Genomic DNA, 17,779 nt, shown 5'->3' on the forward strand with positions numbered 1-17,779 from the left:
GACATTTTATAAGGTTTATGTTTTAGACGTATACTCTGGATATCAATTACCTCAAAAGACAATTGTTTTTTATTCATTTTTAAAATCAATAATTATTAAATGCCTTTTTATAGAGTCCGTTTTTGTATACAATAATTTTATTCGAATAATTTTAGGCAAATTTTGTTATCTCAACTGAGATGCTTTTGAGGCACAAACAAAATAAGTTATGATAAAGAGGAAAGATTTTAAATCTTATATAAGTAAAAACAAGTACGACCCTAAAATATTGATTATCATAAAATAAAGATAGATCAATTAGTATCTGCTCTATTATTCTTATTGTTTCATTCTATAACTTGCACCAATTTTAGAAGTTTAAAATCATCTTATTTTTCTTATAAATCAGAATATTACTTTAACCATACTCCAGAAAATTTAACAAAACCATCTTAAGGTTTAGTGTGAGAATAGACCTTACAAGATCTTTTGTATAAAAGAGACGTATTTATTTAAAACATTCCTTTAAAAATATTTAAAGAGGAATTTATGTTATGATTTAATTCATAAAAAATGGCGGAATGAACCTTTAAAATGGAAATTGCAACATACAAATTGATCTTAAAATCTTAAAATTGGATTAAAAATGCCGTTTCACCCTTAAATAAAATTGATTTACTCATATTAATTTTTACATTTGCGTTATTTTTATTTGTTCTAAATAGCTTTGAATTATAAGCCGCTTCTAGTAAATAAAATAACCTTAAACGAATTTAAAACAGTAAACACCTTAATATGAAAAAGAATATTTTTATCTCTTTTGCATTAGCCGCTACTTTATTTGTTAGTGCCCAACAAAAAAATACTTTACTAGAACAATCTTTTTGGAAAACTGCACCGGATGTCACCACAGTCAAAACAGAAATTGCAAAGGGAAATAATCCTTCAGAAGCTAATGCAAATGCTTTTGATGTTACCACAATTGCTATTAATAATGATGCTCCTCTGGCAAGTATACAATTTTTACTGGACCAACCCGGAAATCCGGTTACAAAATCCACACATGACAATCGTATCTATTTGCATTGGGCAGCATACAAAGGAAATATTGAATTGACCCAATATTTGATTTCCAAAGGTTCAGATGTTAATCTTGAAGACAGTCACGGAACTACTCCGCTTGCTTTTGCTGCCGCTAACGGACAAACGAATCCAGCACTTTATGAGCTTTTTTTCAAAGCAGGAATCGATCCGAAGAAAAAATATAATGATGGCGCGAATCTATTATTAATGGCTATTCCGTCAGACAAAGATCTTGTGTTAACAGATTATCTTACTACAAAAGGATTATCTCTTAAAGATGTTGACAATAACGGAAGTACTGCATTTGATTATGCGGCAAGAACAGGAAATATTGCGCTATTAAAAAAATTATTAGACAAAAAAGTAAAATATACAGACAATGCACTTCTTATTGCAAGCCAGGGAAACCGCAGAGAAACAACTTCGCTTGAAGCCTACAAATTTCTAGTTGAAGAAGTAAAAATAAAAGCAACAACTACAAATAAATCAGGAGAAAACGTATTTCATTTCCTGGCTACAAAACCAAATCAGAAAGACATTATTGCTTATTTTCTGGCAAAAGGTGTTGATGTAAATAAGATTGATAAAGAAGGAAATACTCCTTTTATGATTGCTGCCGGTGCCAGAGAAAATGGTGCGTTAGAACAATTATTGGCAACCGCTAAAAATATTAATCTTCAAAATACAAAAGGAGAATCAGCTTTGACAATTGCTGTAAAATCAGGAACTCCAGAAGCAGTTTCGGCACTTTTAGCAAAAGGCGCAGATGTTAAAGTAACCGATAAAGACGGTAACAATTTAGGCGTTTATTTAGTACAGTCTTTCAGACCTGGACCAAAACAAGAATCTTTTGACGCTAAAGTAAAACTTCTACAGGAAAAAGGATTAAATCTTGCAGCTGCACAAAAAGATGGTAATACTTTATACCATTTCGCAATCGCTAAAAATGATCTTAATCTGGTAAAAAAATTAGCCAGCCTGAACATCGATATAAATGCTAAAAACAAAGATGGTATGACTGCTTTGCACAAAGCTGCAATGATTGCAAAAGATGATTCGATATTAAAATACCTGGTTGCACTTGGTGCTAAAAAAGACATCAATACAGAATTTGACGAAAGTGCTTATGCATTAGCAAAAGAAAATGAATCATTAACTAAAAACAATGTTTCTGTTGAGTTTTTAAAATAGTTTTTTAATTATTTGCAAAAGGCTGAAGAACGAAAATCTAAAAATCCAATAACCAACAGTTCAAAATTCACAATTTATAATCCACAATTCACACATGAAATCAATATTCAAAATACTATTTACATTCACATTAATTTGTTTAATCTCTTTTCAGGCAAATGCTCAGGCAAGCAAATACAAATGTATGCTGCAAATGGCCAATTATATGGGAGAAGGCGCTTACATCGTAGTTTCATTAATCAACCCGAATGGTGAGTACGAAAAAACCCTTTATGTAATGGGTGATGATAAAAAATGGTACAAATCATTGAAAGAATGGAATAAATTTCAAACGTCGAAACCAGCTGATATCAGTGCCAGAACCGGTGCATCAGTTACTGGTGGAGATCGCAGCATTACAACCATAGAAATTGATGATTCTAAAATTAATAAAGGATATAAATTAAGATTTGAATCTGCTGTAGAAGATCAGAAATATTATGTAAGTGATATTGAAATCCCTCTTACAACGCAAGGACTGGCTGACAAAACAGAAGGTAAAGGGTACATTAGATATGTAAGATTAAATAAGATTTAACAAATCGACCTATAGCTTAGTCAAAGTTGCCACAGATTAAAAAGATTTTTATACAATACCAAAAAGATGTAAGAATATTTTAATCTGTGGCAAAAAACCGCAATTACATTTCAATAGATTACACTCCATGACTCTTTCCTTTTGGCGTTACACACACTTAGCCCTGGCTTTGTTTTCTTCTTTATTCTTAATCGCAGCATCTGTAACAGGTATTATTCTCGCAGTCGATGCCATGCAGGAAAAAACGCTTCCGTACAAAACGGCTGATTTTGATAAAATAACGCTGGCACAAACTTTAACTGTAGTAAAGAAAACTTATCCTGAAATAACTGAATTAAGTGTAGATCACAATCAATTTGTAACCCTTCAGGCAATTGATGAAGACGGTAATGATATCAATGCTTATATAAATCCTAAAACTGGCAAACAATTAGGTAAACCAATAAAAAAAAGTGAATTTATTCAATGGGTTACCGGATTTCATCGTTCTTTATTTCTGCATGAAACCGGACGATTCGTTGTTGGTGTGATCTCTTTTTTATTACTACTGATTGCTCTTTCGGGTTTTGCTTTGGTCCTGAACAGACAAAAAGGAATCCGTAATTTTTTCTCGAAAGTAATCAAAGAATATTTTGCCCAGTATTATCATGTTGTATTAGGAAAACTAGCTTTGATTCCAATTCTTATTATTGCTCTTACAGGAACTTATTTATCTCTGGAAAGATTTAATTTTTTCATGGAAAAAAATAACAAGCAAAAGGAAAAAACAGAGATTGTAAAGCCTTCAAAAAACAAAACCGTTTCTGTATTTACCACTACCCTATTAGCAGATGCAAAGAAAATTGAATTCCCTTTTACAGATGATCCCGAAGAATATTATATCATTCAGCTAAAAGACCGTGAAATCGAAGTTAATCAGGTTACAGGCGCTGTTGTTACAGAAAAACGCGCTCCAATGACGGGTCAGTTGTCTGATTTGAGTCTTAATCTTCATACCGGACGAACAAATGCAATTTGGGCTTTTATACTTGCAATTGCTGCTGTAAATATTCTCTTTTTTATTTATTCCGGTTTTGCGATTACTTTAAAACGAAGATCAAGCCGAATCAAAAATAAATTCAAAGCCGGCGAAAGTGAATTTATACTTTTAGCAGGTTCTGAAAACGGAAGCACATTAAGATTTGCAAATGCCATCCTGAAACAATTAATTGGTGACGGTAAAAAAGCTTTTCTTTATGAATTGAATAGTTTTACTGTTTTCCCAAAAGCACAACATATTATCGTTTTTTCCTCAACGCACGGATTAGGTGATGCTCCGTTTAACGGAAGTAAATTTTTATCTCTTCTAAATAAAAATCCACAACAACAAAAAATCCATTATTCTGTAGTGGGATTTGGTTCAAAAGCCTATCCTGATTTTTGTGAATTTGCTTTTGAAATTGACAAGCAATTAGCCAGTCAAAATTGGGCAGAACGCCTTTTAGAAGTACAGACAGTAAACGACAAATCGGCTGCTGAATTTGTAGAATGGATAAAATTATGGAGCAAAGAAACCGCAATTCCATTATCAACAACACCATCTTTGTACAATCATGTTCCTAAAGGTTTACAAAAACTGATGGTTTTAGATAAAACAATTGTCTCTGAGAACGAACAGACTTTTATATTGACTTTGAGAGCAAATATGCGAGCTAAATTCAATTCAGGTGATTTACTGGCCATTTATCCTGCAAACGACACCAGAGAACGCCTCTACTCTATCGGGAAACATTCCGGAAATATACAATTGGTAGTAAAATTGCATCCAAACGGATTAGGTTCTCAATTTCTAAATAACCTAATTCCGGGAAATACAATCAAAGCAAGAATCATCAACAATAAAGCATTTCATTTTCCTGAAAAAGCACCAAAAACAGCCTTAATCTCAAACGGAACGGGAATCGCTCCTTTTCTTGGGATGATTGAGCAAAATAAAACCAAATCTGAAACGCATTTATATGCGGGATTCAGAATGGAAACAGAAACGGTTTCTGGATACAAAAAGTTCACCGAGGAAATGATCCGTAAACAAAAATTACATAGTTTTCATCTGGCGCTGTCACGCGAAGCAGAACATTTTTATGTAATGGATTTAATCAAACGTGATACTGATTTCTTTATCGATTTATTACAACATGGAGGTGTCATCATGATTTGTGGTTCGCTTGCCATGCAAAAAGATGTTGAAGCAATTTTGGATAATTTATGTCAGGAAAAGAAAATGAAAAGTATTTCTGAATATAAAAATAATGGTCAGATATTGACTGATTGTTATTAGGGTTGAATTTTAGATTTTAGATCATAGAATATAGAATTAAGATTATAGATTTAGGATTGTCTAAATAAAGAACTTAGTTTTGATTTGTCATTCCGAGGAACTAGGAATCTCCGCAAGTAGCTCCACACTGAAAAGCGCCGATCTTTGTCATTTCGACCAGAGGGAGAAATCACACGAGTAATTCGACAAAGAATGGCGAATATAGCAACGGAGATTCTTACGGAGATTCCTAGTTCCTCGGAATGACAATATTAAGCTGATAAAATCCGTTTTAATCTGTGTTTTCGCAAAGCGAATCCGCGTCATCCGCGTTCTATATTGTCGCAAACAGTATTACAACAAGTAAAATAATCTTTCATGAATAAATCAATCCCATATAAACTCCTATTTCTCTCCATATTAATATCTGGATTATCCGGCAAAGCACAAGTTTTGCGAAAAAGAACCACTTTGCTTATGGGCGGACGTTTTGATATTACAATCGTCGCCAAAGATTCTCTTGCCGCAGAACAAAATATCGATGAAGTTATCGCAGAAATTACCCGAATTGAGAATCTAATATCCGACTGGAAACCAGACTCGCAAGTATCACAAGTAAATCAGAATGCGGGAATTAAACCCATAAAAGTCGATCGTGAAGTTTTTGAACTTACCCAAAGAGCCATACAATTTTCTAAAGCTACAAATGGCGGCTTTGATGTAAGTTTTGCCGCAATGGACAGAATCTGGAAATTTGACGGATCAATGACCGAAATGCCTTCGGCGGAAGCCATACAAAAATCTGTAGAAAAAGTAGGGTATAAAAACATCATTTTAGACTCTGTTCAGTCAACGATTTTTCTAAAATTAAAAGGAATGAAAATTGGTTTTGGCGCTTTGGGCGAAGGATATGCAACAGATAAATGCCGAAACATAATGCTCGCCAAAGGTATTAAAGCCGGAATTGTAAACGGTTCCGGAGATATGACCGCCTGGGGAAAACAACCCAACGGAAAAGACTGGAATATTGGTATGACCAATCCGTTTCATCCCGATACTCTATTTGCAGTAGTACCGCTAAATAATGGCGCTGTTACTACTTCGGGAAGTTATGAAAAGTTTGTTGTTTTTAATGGTAAACGATATTCACATATCATAAATCCTGCAACAGGTTATCCCGCAACAGGATTATGCAGTGTGTCTGTTTTTGGCCCAAATGCAGAAACAGCAAATGCTTTAAGCACTTCATTAATGGTTTTAGGGCGAAAAGAAGGTCTTATTCTGCTAGAAAAATATCCGCAGTACAGTTGCCTTATGATTACCGATAATGGTAAAATCGTGAAATCAAAAAACTTTAAAATCACGAAATTTAAGGCAAAACTGTAAAACTTTTCTCTTTTAAATCTTAGGTATCACAAGTAATATAATCCCAATCCTGCTCCATATAATTTATAAGCCAGTTTAAGGCATATTGTCTTTCATAAACAATTCCCGGATTAATCGCTTCCATTTCCCTGCCATTAATTCTTTCATCAACACAAGCCCAATTAAACCTGTAGTACAAATCATTGGCATCTAAAATTTCACTTTTAGATCGTATTGCTGTTATCGAATCAATAAAAATATTAGGGTCTTTATCCTCACCAACCGGATAATCATCAGGATCTATGTTTTCGATATCACAAAACTCATTAGGAAAATCTAGTGTATCAATTTTATTCAAAGCCCACATTAAAACCCAGATACCCTCACATTTCCAGCTTTCGTTTGCCTTTTTGTCATCTGTAGGATTTGCCAGGAATTCCTTTTCTTTTTCGGTCGTAAACTCCCAAAGCTTATAATTTTGTAAATAATCTGTAGCTTCTTCCGGCGAAATACTATTAAATGCAACTAAATTCACTACCGCCAAAATGCTAACTCTTTGCGCAATTTCTTTTGGAGTCCTTAAAGTCGTCTCACTTTCAGATTCTATACAAGGTAAGTTTCTGTTGATTTTGATGTTATGAGTCTCCAGAATTTTTTCGTTATTCTCTTTTCTCTCCATTTGATCCTCTGTCAGTTCACTTTGATCTCCATCAAAATAAATAGAATTGATTTTTACATCTAAGTTTTCAATTTCACAATTTCCTTCTGTGTCAATAATCAAATCTAAGTTTTTATCCAGAAAATGTTGTCCATTAGATTTACTGATCACAGTATCCGGCTGTACAAATAAAACAGCATCAAGCTCGTTTGCTATATTTTTTAGGATTGATTTTAGATCTTTTACTTCTCCCTTTTCCTGAGTAATCGTAAACTCACAATTTAAGGTAAGTATTTTTTGAAGAAATAAATCTTTGACTTTCTCATTTACAGTTGGCAGCGAATCTACAAAACCATAAAGCCCTTTTAGATTTGCCGTTAAGGCTGAATCATCAATTTCAGGGATTTGATAAGAAGGTATGGCGCGTTCCCGATAAGAGATTACTAGTTTTTGTGCAGCACTTAAAATTCCTTCTTTAATTTCTAATTCGATGATATCAGATTCATCATCATCTTTTACGTTTGAAATTTTTGCATTGGTAATATTGGACTGAAGTATTTCTTTTATTCTTTCAAGACCTAATTGGTGTGAATAAATGGTACAAATCATTTTACGGCTTTTAAATATTATCTATGCTAATATAAGATTAATTCTATAAAAAATGCAAACATAATATTTACATTCTGAAATGTATTTGTGTCTTTTTAAATTAATTCTCTACTTTTACTTTCATGCAAAATATACTATCCCGAACAAATTACATGAAAAAATTAGTGCTTTACACAGTTGTGATTCTTGCTTTTTGCAATTGCCAAAACAAAAAAGAAACAAAGAACATAAATCCTGAGAACATTAAAGATATCAACCAAATTGTTGAAGCAATCATAATCCAGGACAGTTTAAAGGTTTTTTCAAAAAGTGAAGATTCTATTATGTTTTGCAGTGAACTTAGAAAACTCAATATATATATTCCGCCAAGTAATAATCCTGACTATATACTAATTCCCAGATTAGATGGCATGTACATTACTCAATTAATACCTGGTATTATAAAAGGAATTACTTTTTTCTCCTCTAAGGATTCTTTGCATTTGTTAGACCAAAATTCAAATCCAGAAAAGTTGCGTATCGAAAAAAATATAATTACTAAATTGAATAGTACAACAATTGAAAAGATTAAAATAAGACGTAAAAACAAAAAAAGATCAAGATTTTATGAGATGACAATTCCTGTTTTTTCTGTTGATCGAAAATGCGCTTACGTCCAATTAGATTATCAATGCGGTGGTTTATGCGGAAGTGGACAAGCTATATATCTAAAAAAAATAAAAGGGAAATGGCAAAACTGGATTGGCTAATACATAAAACAAACCATATAAGTTATATAAGATGATTTAAGTTTTTATCTTATATGGTTCAAAAAACTTCACTGCACTTTTACTTCAATTACAGAGGGCTGTAAACTTCCAGTTTTTGCTTTCAACTGAATGTTTTCTTTCCTTCCATTCGACTGAATAATCGCAATACATTTGCCATTAAATAATTTACAGGAATTGGCTTTAAAAGAATCCAGATTCGCCTGATAACCATTATCAACACCAACAAGTTTTCCTCCGCCGATAACTTCAAAATTAATTAAATCATCAGCATTCGGAAGTAAGTTACCATCTTTATCTACAATAGAAACTGCAACATAAACCAAATCATAAGTATCATTTTTGAAAATCGTTTTATCTGCTTTCAAATCTATTTTAGACGCTTCTCCCGCAGTATGAATTTCTTTTTCGAGAACCACTTTCCCGTTTTTTCTGGAAATTGCTTTTAGCGCTCCCGGTTCAAATTTTACGCGCCATGAAATATGTAAATCATCATTTTGTTTGGCTTTTTTACCAAGAGATTTTCCGTTTAAGAATAATTCTACTTCATCTGCATTATTATAGTATGCCCAAACATCAACTTCCTGACCCGGTTTCCAGTTCCAATGCGGAAAAATATACAACACCGGTTTAGTTGTCCATTCGCTTTGATACATATAATACACATCTTTAGGAAATCCGGCTAAATCGATGATTCCAAAATAAGAACTTCTCGCGGGATAAGGATATGGATCCGGTTCGCCAATATAATCAAAACCTGTCCAGATAAAAGTTCCCGCCATGAAATCCTGTTTTTTGATGGTTTTCCAATTTTCCTCATGTGTTGCGCCCCAATATGATTTTACCTGATCGTAAGCCGAAACTGTCCAATCTGCATTTCCGTCAAACGGAGCATTGTGTTTTGGAGGCCACGCTTTAATTCCATCTGGAAAATCATAATGTCCGCGCGTTTCCAATGCCGAAACACTCTCTGAAGCCAGTATTTTTTGTCCTTTAAAACGTTCCGGAAAATCCTTATAATCTTCATGTTTATAATTAAACCCTAAAAGATCCAAAGCTCCCGATTGATAAATAAAATTTTTCTCTATAACATTCTCCGTCAAAGCCGAAGTTACCGGACGCGTTATATCCAGAGATTTTACAATTTTTGCCAATTCTCTTGTAATCGCAATTCCCGTACTGTCAAATTGTTCCCTGATTTCGTTGCCAATACTCCACATCATTACAGATGGATGATTTCGATCTCTTAATATAAAATCTTCTAAATCTTTTTTGTGCCACTCGTCCCAGTCTTTATGATAATCATTCGTCACTTTTTTCTTTTTCCAGACATCAAAAGCTTCATCCTGAACGATAAACCCCATTTCATCACACAATTGCATCATTTCTAAAGAATGCGGGTTATGTGACATTCTAATCGCATTCGCTCCCATTTCTTTTAGTAAAACTAATTTTCTTTTTACGGCATGAATATTTTCTACAGCGCCAAGAGCACCATTATCGTGATGCAGACAAACACCTAATATTTTGGTTGGTTTTCCGTTTAATGAAAATCCTTTTTCAGCATCAAAACTAAAGAAACGGAACCCAAGCGGAGTTTCATAATGATCTGCTATCTTAGATTTCTCATAAATTGTGGTTACCACTTTATACAAATACGGATTTTCTGTACTCCATAATTTTGGCTTACTTAAAGTTAAATCATGAATCTTTTTTTCAGAAGTTTTCACTCCTATTTTTTCTGTCGAACTAAAATTAGCAACTTCAATATTATCTGCATTCAAAATTGAAGTAACCAGCTTAAATTCTTTTGCCGTATCATTGTCATTATCAATGGTAACTTCTACATGTATTTTTGATTTTTCTGTCGAAACTTCAGGAGTTGTTACATAAGTTCCCCATTTTGCCACGTGCAATTTATTGCTGGCAACTAAACGCACATTCCTGTAAATTCCGGAACCTGTGTACCATCTTGAATTGGGCTGTGCATCATTATCAACTTTTACGGCAATATTATTTTCTTTTCCAAAATTCAGATATTTTGATAAATCATAACCAAAAGAAATATAACCATTTGGTCGCCTTCCCAGTAAATGCCCATTTATAAAAACTTCACTATTCTTGAAAACACCATCAAATTCAATAGAAACACTCTTATTTTTCCAATTTGCAGGAACCGTAAACACTTTACGATACCAGCCTTTTCCTGCCGGCAAAAAACCTTGCGCCTGTTTTGTTGGATTCTCTTTATTAAAAGCACCTTCGATACTCCAATCATGAGGCAACTGAACCGTTCTCCAATCTTTTGCATTAAAACCAGACTGAATTGCCATGGGATAATCTCCTAATTTGAAGCTCCAGTTTTTATTAAAATCCTCTACGATTCTGACTTGTTTTCCTTGGGGAAAAGACGCTGCCCAGAATAATAATAGTATCGCAATTGCGGTATTTTGTAAAATGTTTTTATGTTTAATCATTACAATTATTTTTTATTCTTTTCTAGTTTACGCAACATTTTGTAGAGACGCACTGCTGTGCGTCTAACATACAGTATGGATAATTGGACGCAGACGCACTGCTGTGCGTCTCTACAATAAAAACCTTTGTCCCTTTGTTGCTCTGAACCTTTGCACCTTTATCATCACTGAAACTCAAAATTATCCAATAATAATCCTTTCAGATCTTCTGCTTCTAATGTGATTTTATACGTTCCGGCATTGATATATCCGCCGGAAGTTGTATTTAACACCTTCCATTTTTCTGCCGAAGGAAAGAATTCAATACTATCATTTCGCATTAAAATTCCGTAAGCGTCTTCCATTTTGAATTTTACTTTTAACGGGCTTTCATTCCGATTCATAAAACGAAAACGCATCAGATAGATTCCGGCAACTCCCGGTTTCACTTCAAACTCAATTGTGTTATTTGTCTTTTTTGTAAACTCAATATAATCTGCTTTCTTAAAATTTCGTCTTTCAATTCCTATTCCCGTTGTTTTGGTATTTTCTGCTTCAATAACAACTACAGGTCTTGAATCATCTTTTTCGCCCATATCATAGTTTGGAACTACAATTACAGACCCTAAAAATTCTGACTGATCAAAAGAAATTTTATCTCCTTTTTTTACTTTTTTAGAAAAAATATTAAATGTTGTGTTTTTACTGTTTTTTGCAATTTCTTCTGATTTTTTATATTCCGATAACCAGCCCGTTGTTTTATTTTCTTTCTGATCTGTAAGAATATAAATATCAGAATCTTCTTTGACGGTAAACGAACCCGAAGTTTTTGACTGAGACGAAAACTGCAAATAATCAGCTCCAAAAACCTCCGATGGTAATTGTGTAAAAACAATTTCTGAATCTGAATATTGCTTTGAATTAATATCCAGCCACGATCTGGTTTTAACAGAAATATAATTACCTGAATTTAAAACCAGGTTCTGAATATTTTTTGGTGATTCATTTACCGGTTTCACATTTTTGTCTTTAGTTGAAATGGCAATCGCAGCTATAATCGCCTGTCCAGCTTTTACATTTGGAAATGAAATATTAATTGAACCATTTTGGCTTTTTACCACAAATGTTTTCTTCAGAGCTTTATCGTGTCCAACTTCTGACCAAATATCTAAATCTTTCAAAACTGTGTTATTGTTGATTGCAACATCAAACAAGCGCCAGCCTTTGCAATCTAATCCACCTCCGGTTCCGTACCAGGGTTCTGCAAAATAGAGTTCGACCAGATATTCGCCATCGGGTGCAGGAAATTCATAACTTAGTTTATCAACTCCATATCTGAAACTTTGAAATAATTCAGGATCTTTTGTACCTGTTATCGGGTCAAAAGTACTGCGCTGACTGGCATAAAAATCCGGCAGTTTTTCAAATTTATCTGTCCATGACAATGATCCCCACGTATTTTGACCACTTTTATGCGTATCTGCCAACCAGTTTTTTCCATCTGAATCTGTGAACTCAGAACCTCCGCAATTGACTCTGTAAATATAATTATATCCTTTTTTAGGTTCTAAAATATCCGATTTATCCGTGTATAATGTCTTTAAATTTGGTGCTTTTGCAAGTGTATTCAGTACAATATAATCTTTGGCTACAGCCACACCATTTACACAACCCACAGCATATAAAACATTATACTGAATATTGACATTATTCCATTGAAAATGATTTCCTAAACCCGGATTTTTTAATTTGCCTAAAGAGATTTTATTTACATCGTTAAACAGTTCTACTTCATCACAATTAGAGTAAATATCGATGCCGCTTTTTATTCCTGCCGCATCCCAACGGCTTGGCCACGTGTGCGAAACAATATAAACCATAGGATTTGTTTTGTTCGAAACATAATTGGCGCGGTACATATAATATGCGTCAAGAGGTTCTCCCCAAATGGTAAAAAGTCCTTTGTAATTTACCGGACCAACTTTGTCGATATCCCTAAAACCCTCACCATTTTGAACGCGTCCCGGGTTTTCATGCGATGCAAAAAGCCAATTGAATTGTCCTGCAATTTTATCTTTTACAGATTCGGCCTCACGGACTTTGATTTCCATTAATTGCGAAAATCTGTTTTCGCTCAGGATTCCTTTTTGGTCAAACTCGCCTTCTGTGTGTAAATCTGCTGTTCGCCACGCACCATATTCTCCGTTTAGCAGTTGCGTGCTCATTTCGAGATGATATTTTAAAGGATCACCGCCATATGTTCCGGACCAGTTTTGAACCACATTCCAATCTGTTCCTTCACCTCCGTTACAAGTGGTTACGATGCGTTGCGAAGCAGAAATGGGATCCATTTCGCGAATGATTTTAGTACATTCTTCAGCAAATTCTTTTGGGATAGTGCTTTCATTCTGCAATCCCCACATCACGACAGAAGGGCTGTTTCTGCGTTCTTTGATCCATTCGCGCAATAAGGTTTTAAAATTCTCCTTAAACTCCGGTGTATCATACCAAATATGTGCTGAAAACTGGCTCCAAAACAAGATTCCGTTTTCATCCAGTTCTTTTTGGTACAGTAAATTATGAGGTTGATGCGCTTCTCTGAATGCATTGAATCCCGCTGCTTTTATCTGCTCGATCCTGGAATGAATCTGCTCGTTTGAAAACGAATGACTGTTGCCTATTAAATGTTCATATTCGCAGGTTCCGTTGATAAATAAAGGTTCGTCATTGATATAAAACCTATTGTCTTTTCCGTCTCTGCTTATGGGCCAGCTTACCCAACGAATTCCGTAAGGCGTTTTTAGTTCGTCTATTTTCTTTCCGTTTTCATAAACCGCTGTTACCAATTGATACAAATACGGATGGGATGGTGACCACAATTTTGGCTGTGTTATTTGAGGAAGTGATTGGGCGATTTCCCTGGTTTCTCCTGCGGCATTTTTAACGTCACTTTTTACTGTAACTACTTTTTTTCCTGAAGCATCAAAAAGGATATTTTCGAGGGTTAAATTTCGGTTTGAGTTGCCGTAATTTTTGATTTGGGTTGTAATATTCAGAATAGCGCTTTTTTTAGAAGTCGAAGGATCATTCCAGATATGAACGCCAAAAGGTTCTATGCGAACTTCATTAGTAATCACTAAAGAAACCGGCCTGAAAATCCCCATTGGCTGTGAACCTTCAGAAAATCCCCATTCTCCGGAACATCCTCCGCAAACCCATGGAAGATCTGCAATAAAAGAGGGATGCGCAGCTTTGACAACGATATTGTTTTCTTTTTCGAAAGTCACAAACGGAGTAATATCTACTGTAAATGTGGTTCTGCCGCCTTTATGTTCACCAGCTTTCTTGCCGTTTACCCAAACGGTTGCATATGAATTTACTCCTTCGAAATAAAGAAAAAATCGTTTTCCTTTAGTCGATTTATCCAGTTTAATTGATTTTTGATACCAGGCAGTTCCGTGCAAATTACCATGTTTGGTTCTCCTGAAACCATAATACTGATCCCAGTTGTGCGGCACATTTACTTGCTGCCATTTTGCACCAATTTTTGGATTGTTTACAAAATCTTCTTCTTTTGCAGGAAGCGTCTCCAGAACAGTAGTTGCCCAAGATGAGTTCAGCGAAACTTCTTTACGAAATTCCGCTGACCCTTTATTGCTTTGACTCCAAACAAAGCAACTACTTAAATAAAAAATAAAAAAAACTATTTTCTTCATATCTTTTTACTTAAACCATATAAGTGATATAAGGTAATTAAGCTTTAACTTTTTGTATTTTATTCCTTCAATTACACCTGACAGTCCCGAAGCCTCTGGATTAAAATCCTGTCAGGTCAAAATTAACAACGAGTTCGCGTGAGGGATTGAGGCGGTATCCTTTTATGAAGCTTTAGCGAAATAAAAGATATAGCCGAAAGCCCGACCCGAAGGGACACGCCCAAAATATCATTAATAAAACAACCAGTCTATTGCACCTTTTTCTCCTGCATCGATATAACCAACATCGCGTGGGGTTATGGTTTGATTTGCATCTGTAAAACCTAAAATTAAAACTCTTCCTTTGCCTAAATCCAGTTTATTTTCTCCCGGTTCAAAAGTATAGGTATGAATATTAACTCTTGGTAATTCCTTAAGGTTCATGGCACTTGCCAAAATAACTTCGGCCTGACCGTTTGCATTTCCGGCAGCATCAGTTTCTAAACTTGGCGGAAATAAAAACCTCTTCTGATCTGAATTAAAATAACCTACAACCAATTTTACGGCTTTTGTATTTTTAAATTTCAAATGAGTTCCATTCTCATTTTGTGCAATTTCATCGAATGCAATTCCTTTCAGGTTTTGCAATTCAGGTGCTACTTTTATAAGTTCAGAAATTGGTGTTCCGTATACTTTTGTTCCGTTTTTTACAGCGTAAGTTCCTTTGCTTTCACTTAATAAAGTTACTTCTGCTGGTTGCCACGGTTTGCCTTCTTTGGTTTCTATTTTACCATCTTTAGATGATTTCAATAATTCTAAATTTCGTTTAAAGTTAACCAATTCACGTTCGTAGTGCGGTAATAATTCTTTCCAGGTTTTGTTATTTCCATCATCACCGCCAATCGGGATTCGGCGTTGAGCAGTTTGCATACTATTAGCATAGAAATAAGTGTCTTTTGTTAAATTTACTAAAAGCTCATAATATTCGATACTTTTTTCTAAATGCGGCAGCGCTTTATCAAGATCAGCAATATCATTAGAATAACTGTATCTGAGCACCAACAACGCTGTTTTTACTTTTTCTGAAAAGAAATCCGCAAAAGCCTTATAAGCATGAATATCGTTTTTAAGGCGCAAAAACTCTTCTTTGTCTTTGGTTACTTTTGACTCTGCTTTATCAATGGCGCTAACAGCCAGTCGGCCATGTTCTGTAATTTCTGCAATAATCTGAGTTGGAAGTTCACCTGAATGCGGCTCGAGATTCCACTCTTTTTTTGCATATTCCAAAAGAAGTTCGCCAGCAGGTCCGCACGATTCATGAAACCCGGGATAAACACGCCATTTTGATGGATTTACCAACTGGCTTTCGAACATTCCTAATAATAAGGTCTGACGGTTTCCTTCGGTAATTCCAAAACGTCTTAAGGTTTTTGGAGCGATTTCTCCCGTTTCTTCGTAGGCTTTTAAAATGTTATTTGCTGCCTCTGAATCTGTTCCGTATTTAGCTGCTAAATCTTTGTCCCAGAATTTAACCTCTTCATTTCGGTCTCGTTTACTGTCCCAAGCATATCTTGCCCAGGCTTTGTACCAGATCCAGTCACGGTCCATCTCCAGAATTCGTTCACCAGTTTTGGTTTTATCAGCAGAGTAAGGCCAGTCCCAATACGATGCCTGAGGATATAAATGTAAAGCATTTGCTCCGTGTACGCTATGCATGGCTTTAACCGTTTTCTGGATAAAATCAGGCGAACCGTATCTAAAAGGTTCCAGATTTGCGAGAATATGAACATTCTCAATATGAATAGATTTCAAGGCACTTAACTGTTTATGAGTTTCTCCCCAAGGTCCTCCGGGTGTGTAAGTTGTTAACGATTCTCCGGTATATTTACTTTCTGTATACAGGTTTTTATACAATGGCAGCGATTTTTCCATAACCAAAGGGCCATCAGTATCATGCGAACGCAAAATAATTGGCGGTTCATCTGTTCTTCCTAATGCTTTTAATCCGTCCTGAACTCCCGGAATAATGGTTTTGGTAAACCATTCTACGTCATCATCAATTGTATTTATGGCTTCGCCAAGGCAAACCAGCAATCCTACATTTGGATATTTTTCTATAAATGCTGCAATAGACTTTCTCGTATAATCAGAAAGTAACGGAGTTATTGGTCTGGATCGATCCTGCGTTTTAATGTTATAATGTTCTGCAAAAGGTTTAGAAACAATAATATTGTAAAACATCTGAATCACCCAGATTCCTCTTTTATTCGCTTCTTCAGTCAGGAATTTATAGATTTCTTCATTTTTTTTGAAATCTTCTTCGCTTACTTCCAACGCAAACGGATAATCTTTTAGTTTTACCAAAGACGCAAATGGATGCCCGTTCCATAAATACAAAGAGTTCATTCTATTATCGACCATCATATCCAAATACTTCGTCCATAGTTTTTTATCATAAAACCAAGGAAAAGTTTCAGGCGTATACGGATATTCGTAAACGTCCCTGCCCGGAAGATATGTCGTTTTCTGCATTCCGATACAAGCGCCTCTCAAAACCATTTCCGGACTGTCTTCGATATTGATTTCTGACGGGATTAAACCTGAAGCCTTAATACGATCTGCCAGTTCCATTGCACCATATAATACTCCTGATGCATCAGTTCCTTCTATATATATGATATTTTTTTGAGTCCGAATTTGAAAACCTTCTTTTTTGATGAGTTTACTATCATCGATTTTAGCAGTTTTTGAATGTTGTTTCCAAAAATCAGTTCCTTTTTCGCCAATAACAATTACTTTATCTTTTGCATTTTTAGTGATTTTATCAGAAGAAGTTACTTTAAAACCTTTTGTAGATAACGTTGCTGATAATTTTTCAGCTCCAAACTGAGCTCTCGGCGATTTTGCATCATTAACAATAGTGACATTTTGCGCTGTTGCGAAAGTGGTATAAAAGCCTAAAAAAAGTAAAGTAAAATATTTCATTGTATTGTGATTTATTGAATCAAATTTCATAAAATTTGTCATTTAGACGAAGGAGAGATCACACTAGAAACTCCGTACAGAAAAGCCAATCTTTGTCGCGTTACGCATGTGATCCCTC

The 17,779-nt window shown here is 34.8% G+C and carries 9 protein-coding genes; 5 read left to right on the top strand and 4 right to left on the bottom strand.

What is annotated here, in order from left to right:
* Positions 1-774 precede the first annotated feature (774 nt).
* From RC62_RS10775 to RC62_RS10790, 4 genes are all read left to right on the top strand, one after another.
* A complete protein-coding gene (locus tag RC62_RS10775) occupies positions 775-2,253 on the top strand; it encodes an ankyrin repeat domain-containing protein (RefSeq protein WP_055095229.1) in 1,479 nt (492 codons plus the stop codon).
* Between the two features lie 94 nt (positions 2,254-2,347).
* Entirely contained in the window at positions 2,348-2,830 is a 483-nt protein-coding gene (locus tag RC62_RS10780; RefSeq protein WP_055095230.1) for a DUF2271 domain-containing protein, read from the top strand.
* Between the two features lie 127 nt (positions 2,831-2,957).
* A complete protein-coding gene (locus RC62_RS10785) occupies positions 2,958-5,147 on the top strand; it encodes a PepSY domain-containing protein (RefSeq protein ID WP_055095231.1) in 2,190 nt (729 codons plus the stop codon).
* A 357-nt stretch (positions 5,148-5,504) separates the two neighbouring features.
* Positions 5,505-6,512, top strand: coding sequence for an FAD:protein FMN transferase (locus tag RC62_RS10790; protein ID WP_055095232.1), 1,008 nt, complete (start codon positions 5,505-5,507; stop codon positions 6,510-6,512).
* A 19-nt stretch (positions 6,513-6,531) separates the two neighbouring features.
* Here the strand turns inward: RC62_RS10790 and RC62_RS10795 are convergent, their stop codons facing one another.
* Positions 6,532-7,758, bottom strand: coding sequence for a DUF4272 domain-containing protein (locus RC62_RS10795; protein ID WP_055095233.1), 1,227 nt, complete (start codon positions 7,756-7,758; stop codon positions 6,532-6,534).
* Positions 7,759-7,880: 122 nt separating this feature from the next.
* Here RC62_RS10795 and RC62_RS10800 point away from each other — a divergent pair, with 122 nt between their 5' ends.
* The gene (locus RC62_RS10800) at positions 7,881-8,507 is read left to right on the top strand and encodes a hypothetical protein (RefSeq protein WP_157472487.1); all 627 of its coding nucleotides are present in this window, start codon (positions 7,881-7,883) and stop codon (positions 8,505-8,507) included.
* A gap of 68 nt (positions 8,508-8,575) precedes the next feature.
* On the opposite strand, the gene RC62_RS10805 is transcribed toward RC62_RS10800, so the two are convergent.
* The 3 genes from RC62_RS10805 to RC62_RS10815 form a co-directional block, all read right to left on the bottom strand.
* The gene (locus RC62_RS10805; RefSeq protein ID WP_055095235.1) at positions 8,576-11,002 is read right to left on the bottom strand and encodes a sugar-binding domain-containing protein; all 2,427 of its coding nucleotides are present in this window, start codon (positions 11,000-11,002) and stop codon (positions 8,576-8,578) included.
* 164 nt (positions 11,003-11,166) lie between these two features.
* Entirely contained in the window at positions 11,167-14,697 is a 3,531-nt protein-coding gene (locus tag RC62_RS10810) for a malectin domain-containing carbohydrate-binding protein (RefSeq protein WP_055095236.1), read from the bottom strand.
* A gap of 231 nt (positions 14,698-14,928) precedes the next feature.
* Positions 14,929-17,691, bottom strand: a complete 2,763-nt coding sequence (locus RC62_RS10815) for a glycoside hydrolase family 20 zincin-like fold domain-containing protein (RefSeq protein WP_245176813.1) — start codon at positions 17,689-17,691, stop codon at positions 14,929-14,931.
* Positions 17,692-17,779 lie beyond the last annotated feature (88 nt).

Source organism: Flavobacterium aquidurense, assembly GCF_001404985.1.
Lineage (GTDB): Bacteria > Bacteroidota > Bacteroidia > Flavobacteriales > Flavobacteriaceae > Flavobacterium > Flavobacterium aquidurense_B.

Coding starts and splice junctions, on each gene's coding strand:
- RC62_RS10775 (WP_055095229.1), top strand. CDS start 775: ATGAAAAAGAATATTTTTATCTCTTTTGCATTAGCCGCTACTTTATTT.
- RC62_RS10800 (WP_157472487.1), top strand. CDS start 7,881: ATGCAAAATATACTATCCCGAACAAATTACATGAAAAAATTAGTGCTT.
- RC62_RS10815 (WP_245176813.1), bottom strand. CDS start 17,691: ATGAAATTTGATTCAATAAATCACAATACAATGAAATATTTTACTTTA.
- RC62_RS10785 (WP_055095231.1), top strand. CDS start 2,958: ATGACTCTTTCCTTTTGGCGTTACACACACTTAGCCCTGGCTTTGTTT.
- RC62_RS10780 (WP_055095230.1), top strand. CDS start 2,348: ATGAAATCAATATTCAAAATACTATTTACATTCACATTAATTTGTTTA.
- RC62_RS10810 (WP_055095236.1), bottom strand. CDS start 14,697: ATGAAGAAAATAGTTTTTTTTATTTTTTATTTAAGTAGTTGCTTTGTT.
- RC62_RS10790 (WP_055095232.1), top strand. CDS start 5,505: ATGAATAAATCAATCCCATATAAACTCCTATTTCTCTCCATATTAATA.
- RC62_RS10795 (WP_055095233.1), bottom strand. CDS start 7,758: ATGATTTGTACCATTTATTCACACCAATTAGGTCTTGAAAGAATAAAA.
- RC62_RS10805 (WP_055095235.1), bottom strand. CDS start 11,002: ATGATTAAACATAAAAACATTTTACAAAATACCGCAATTGCGATACTA.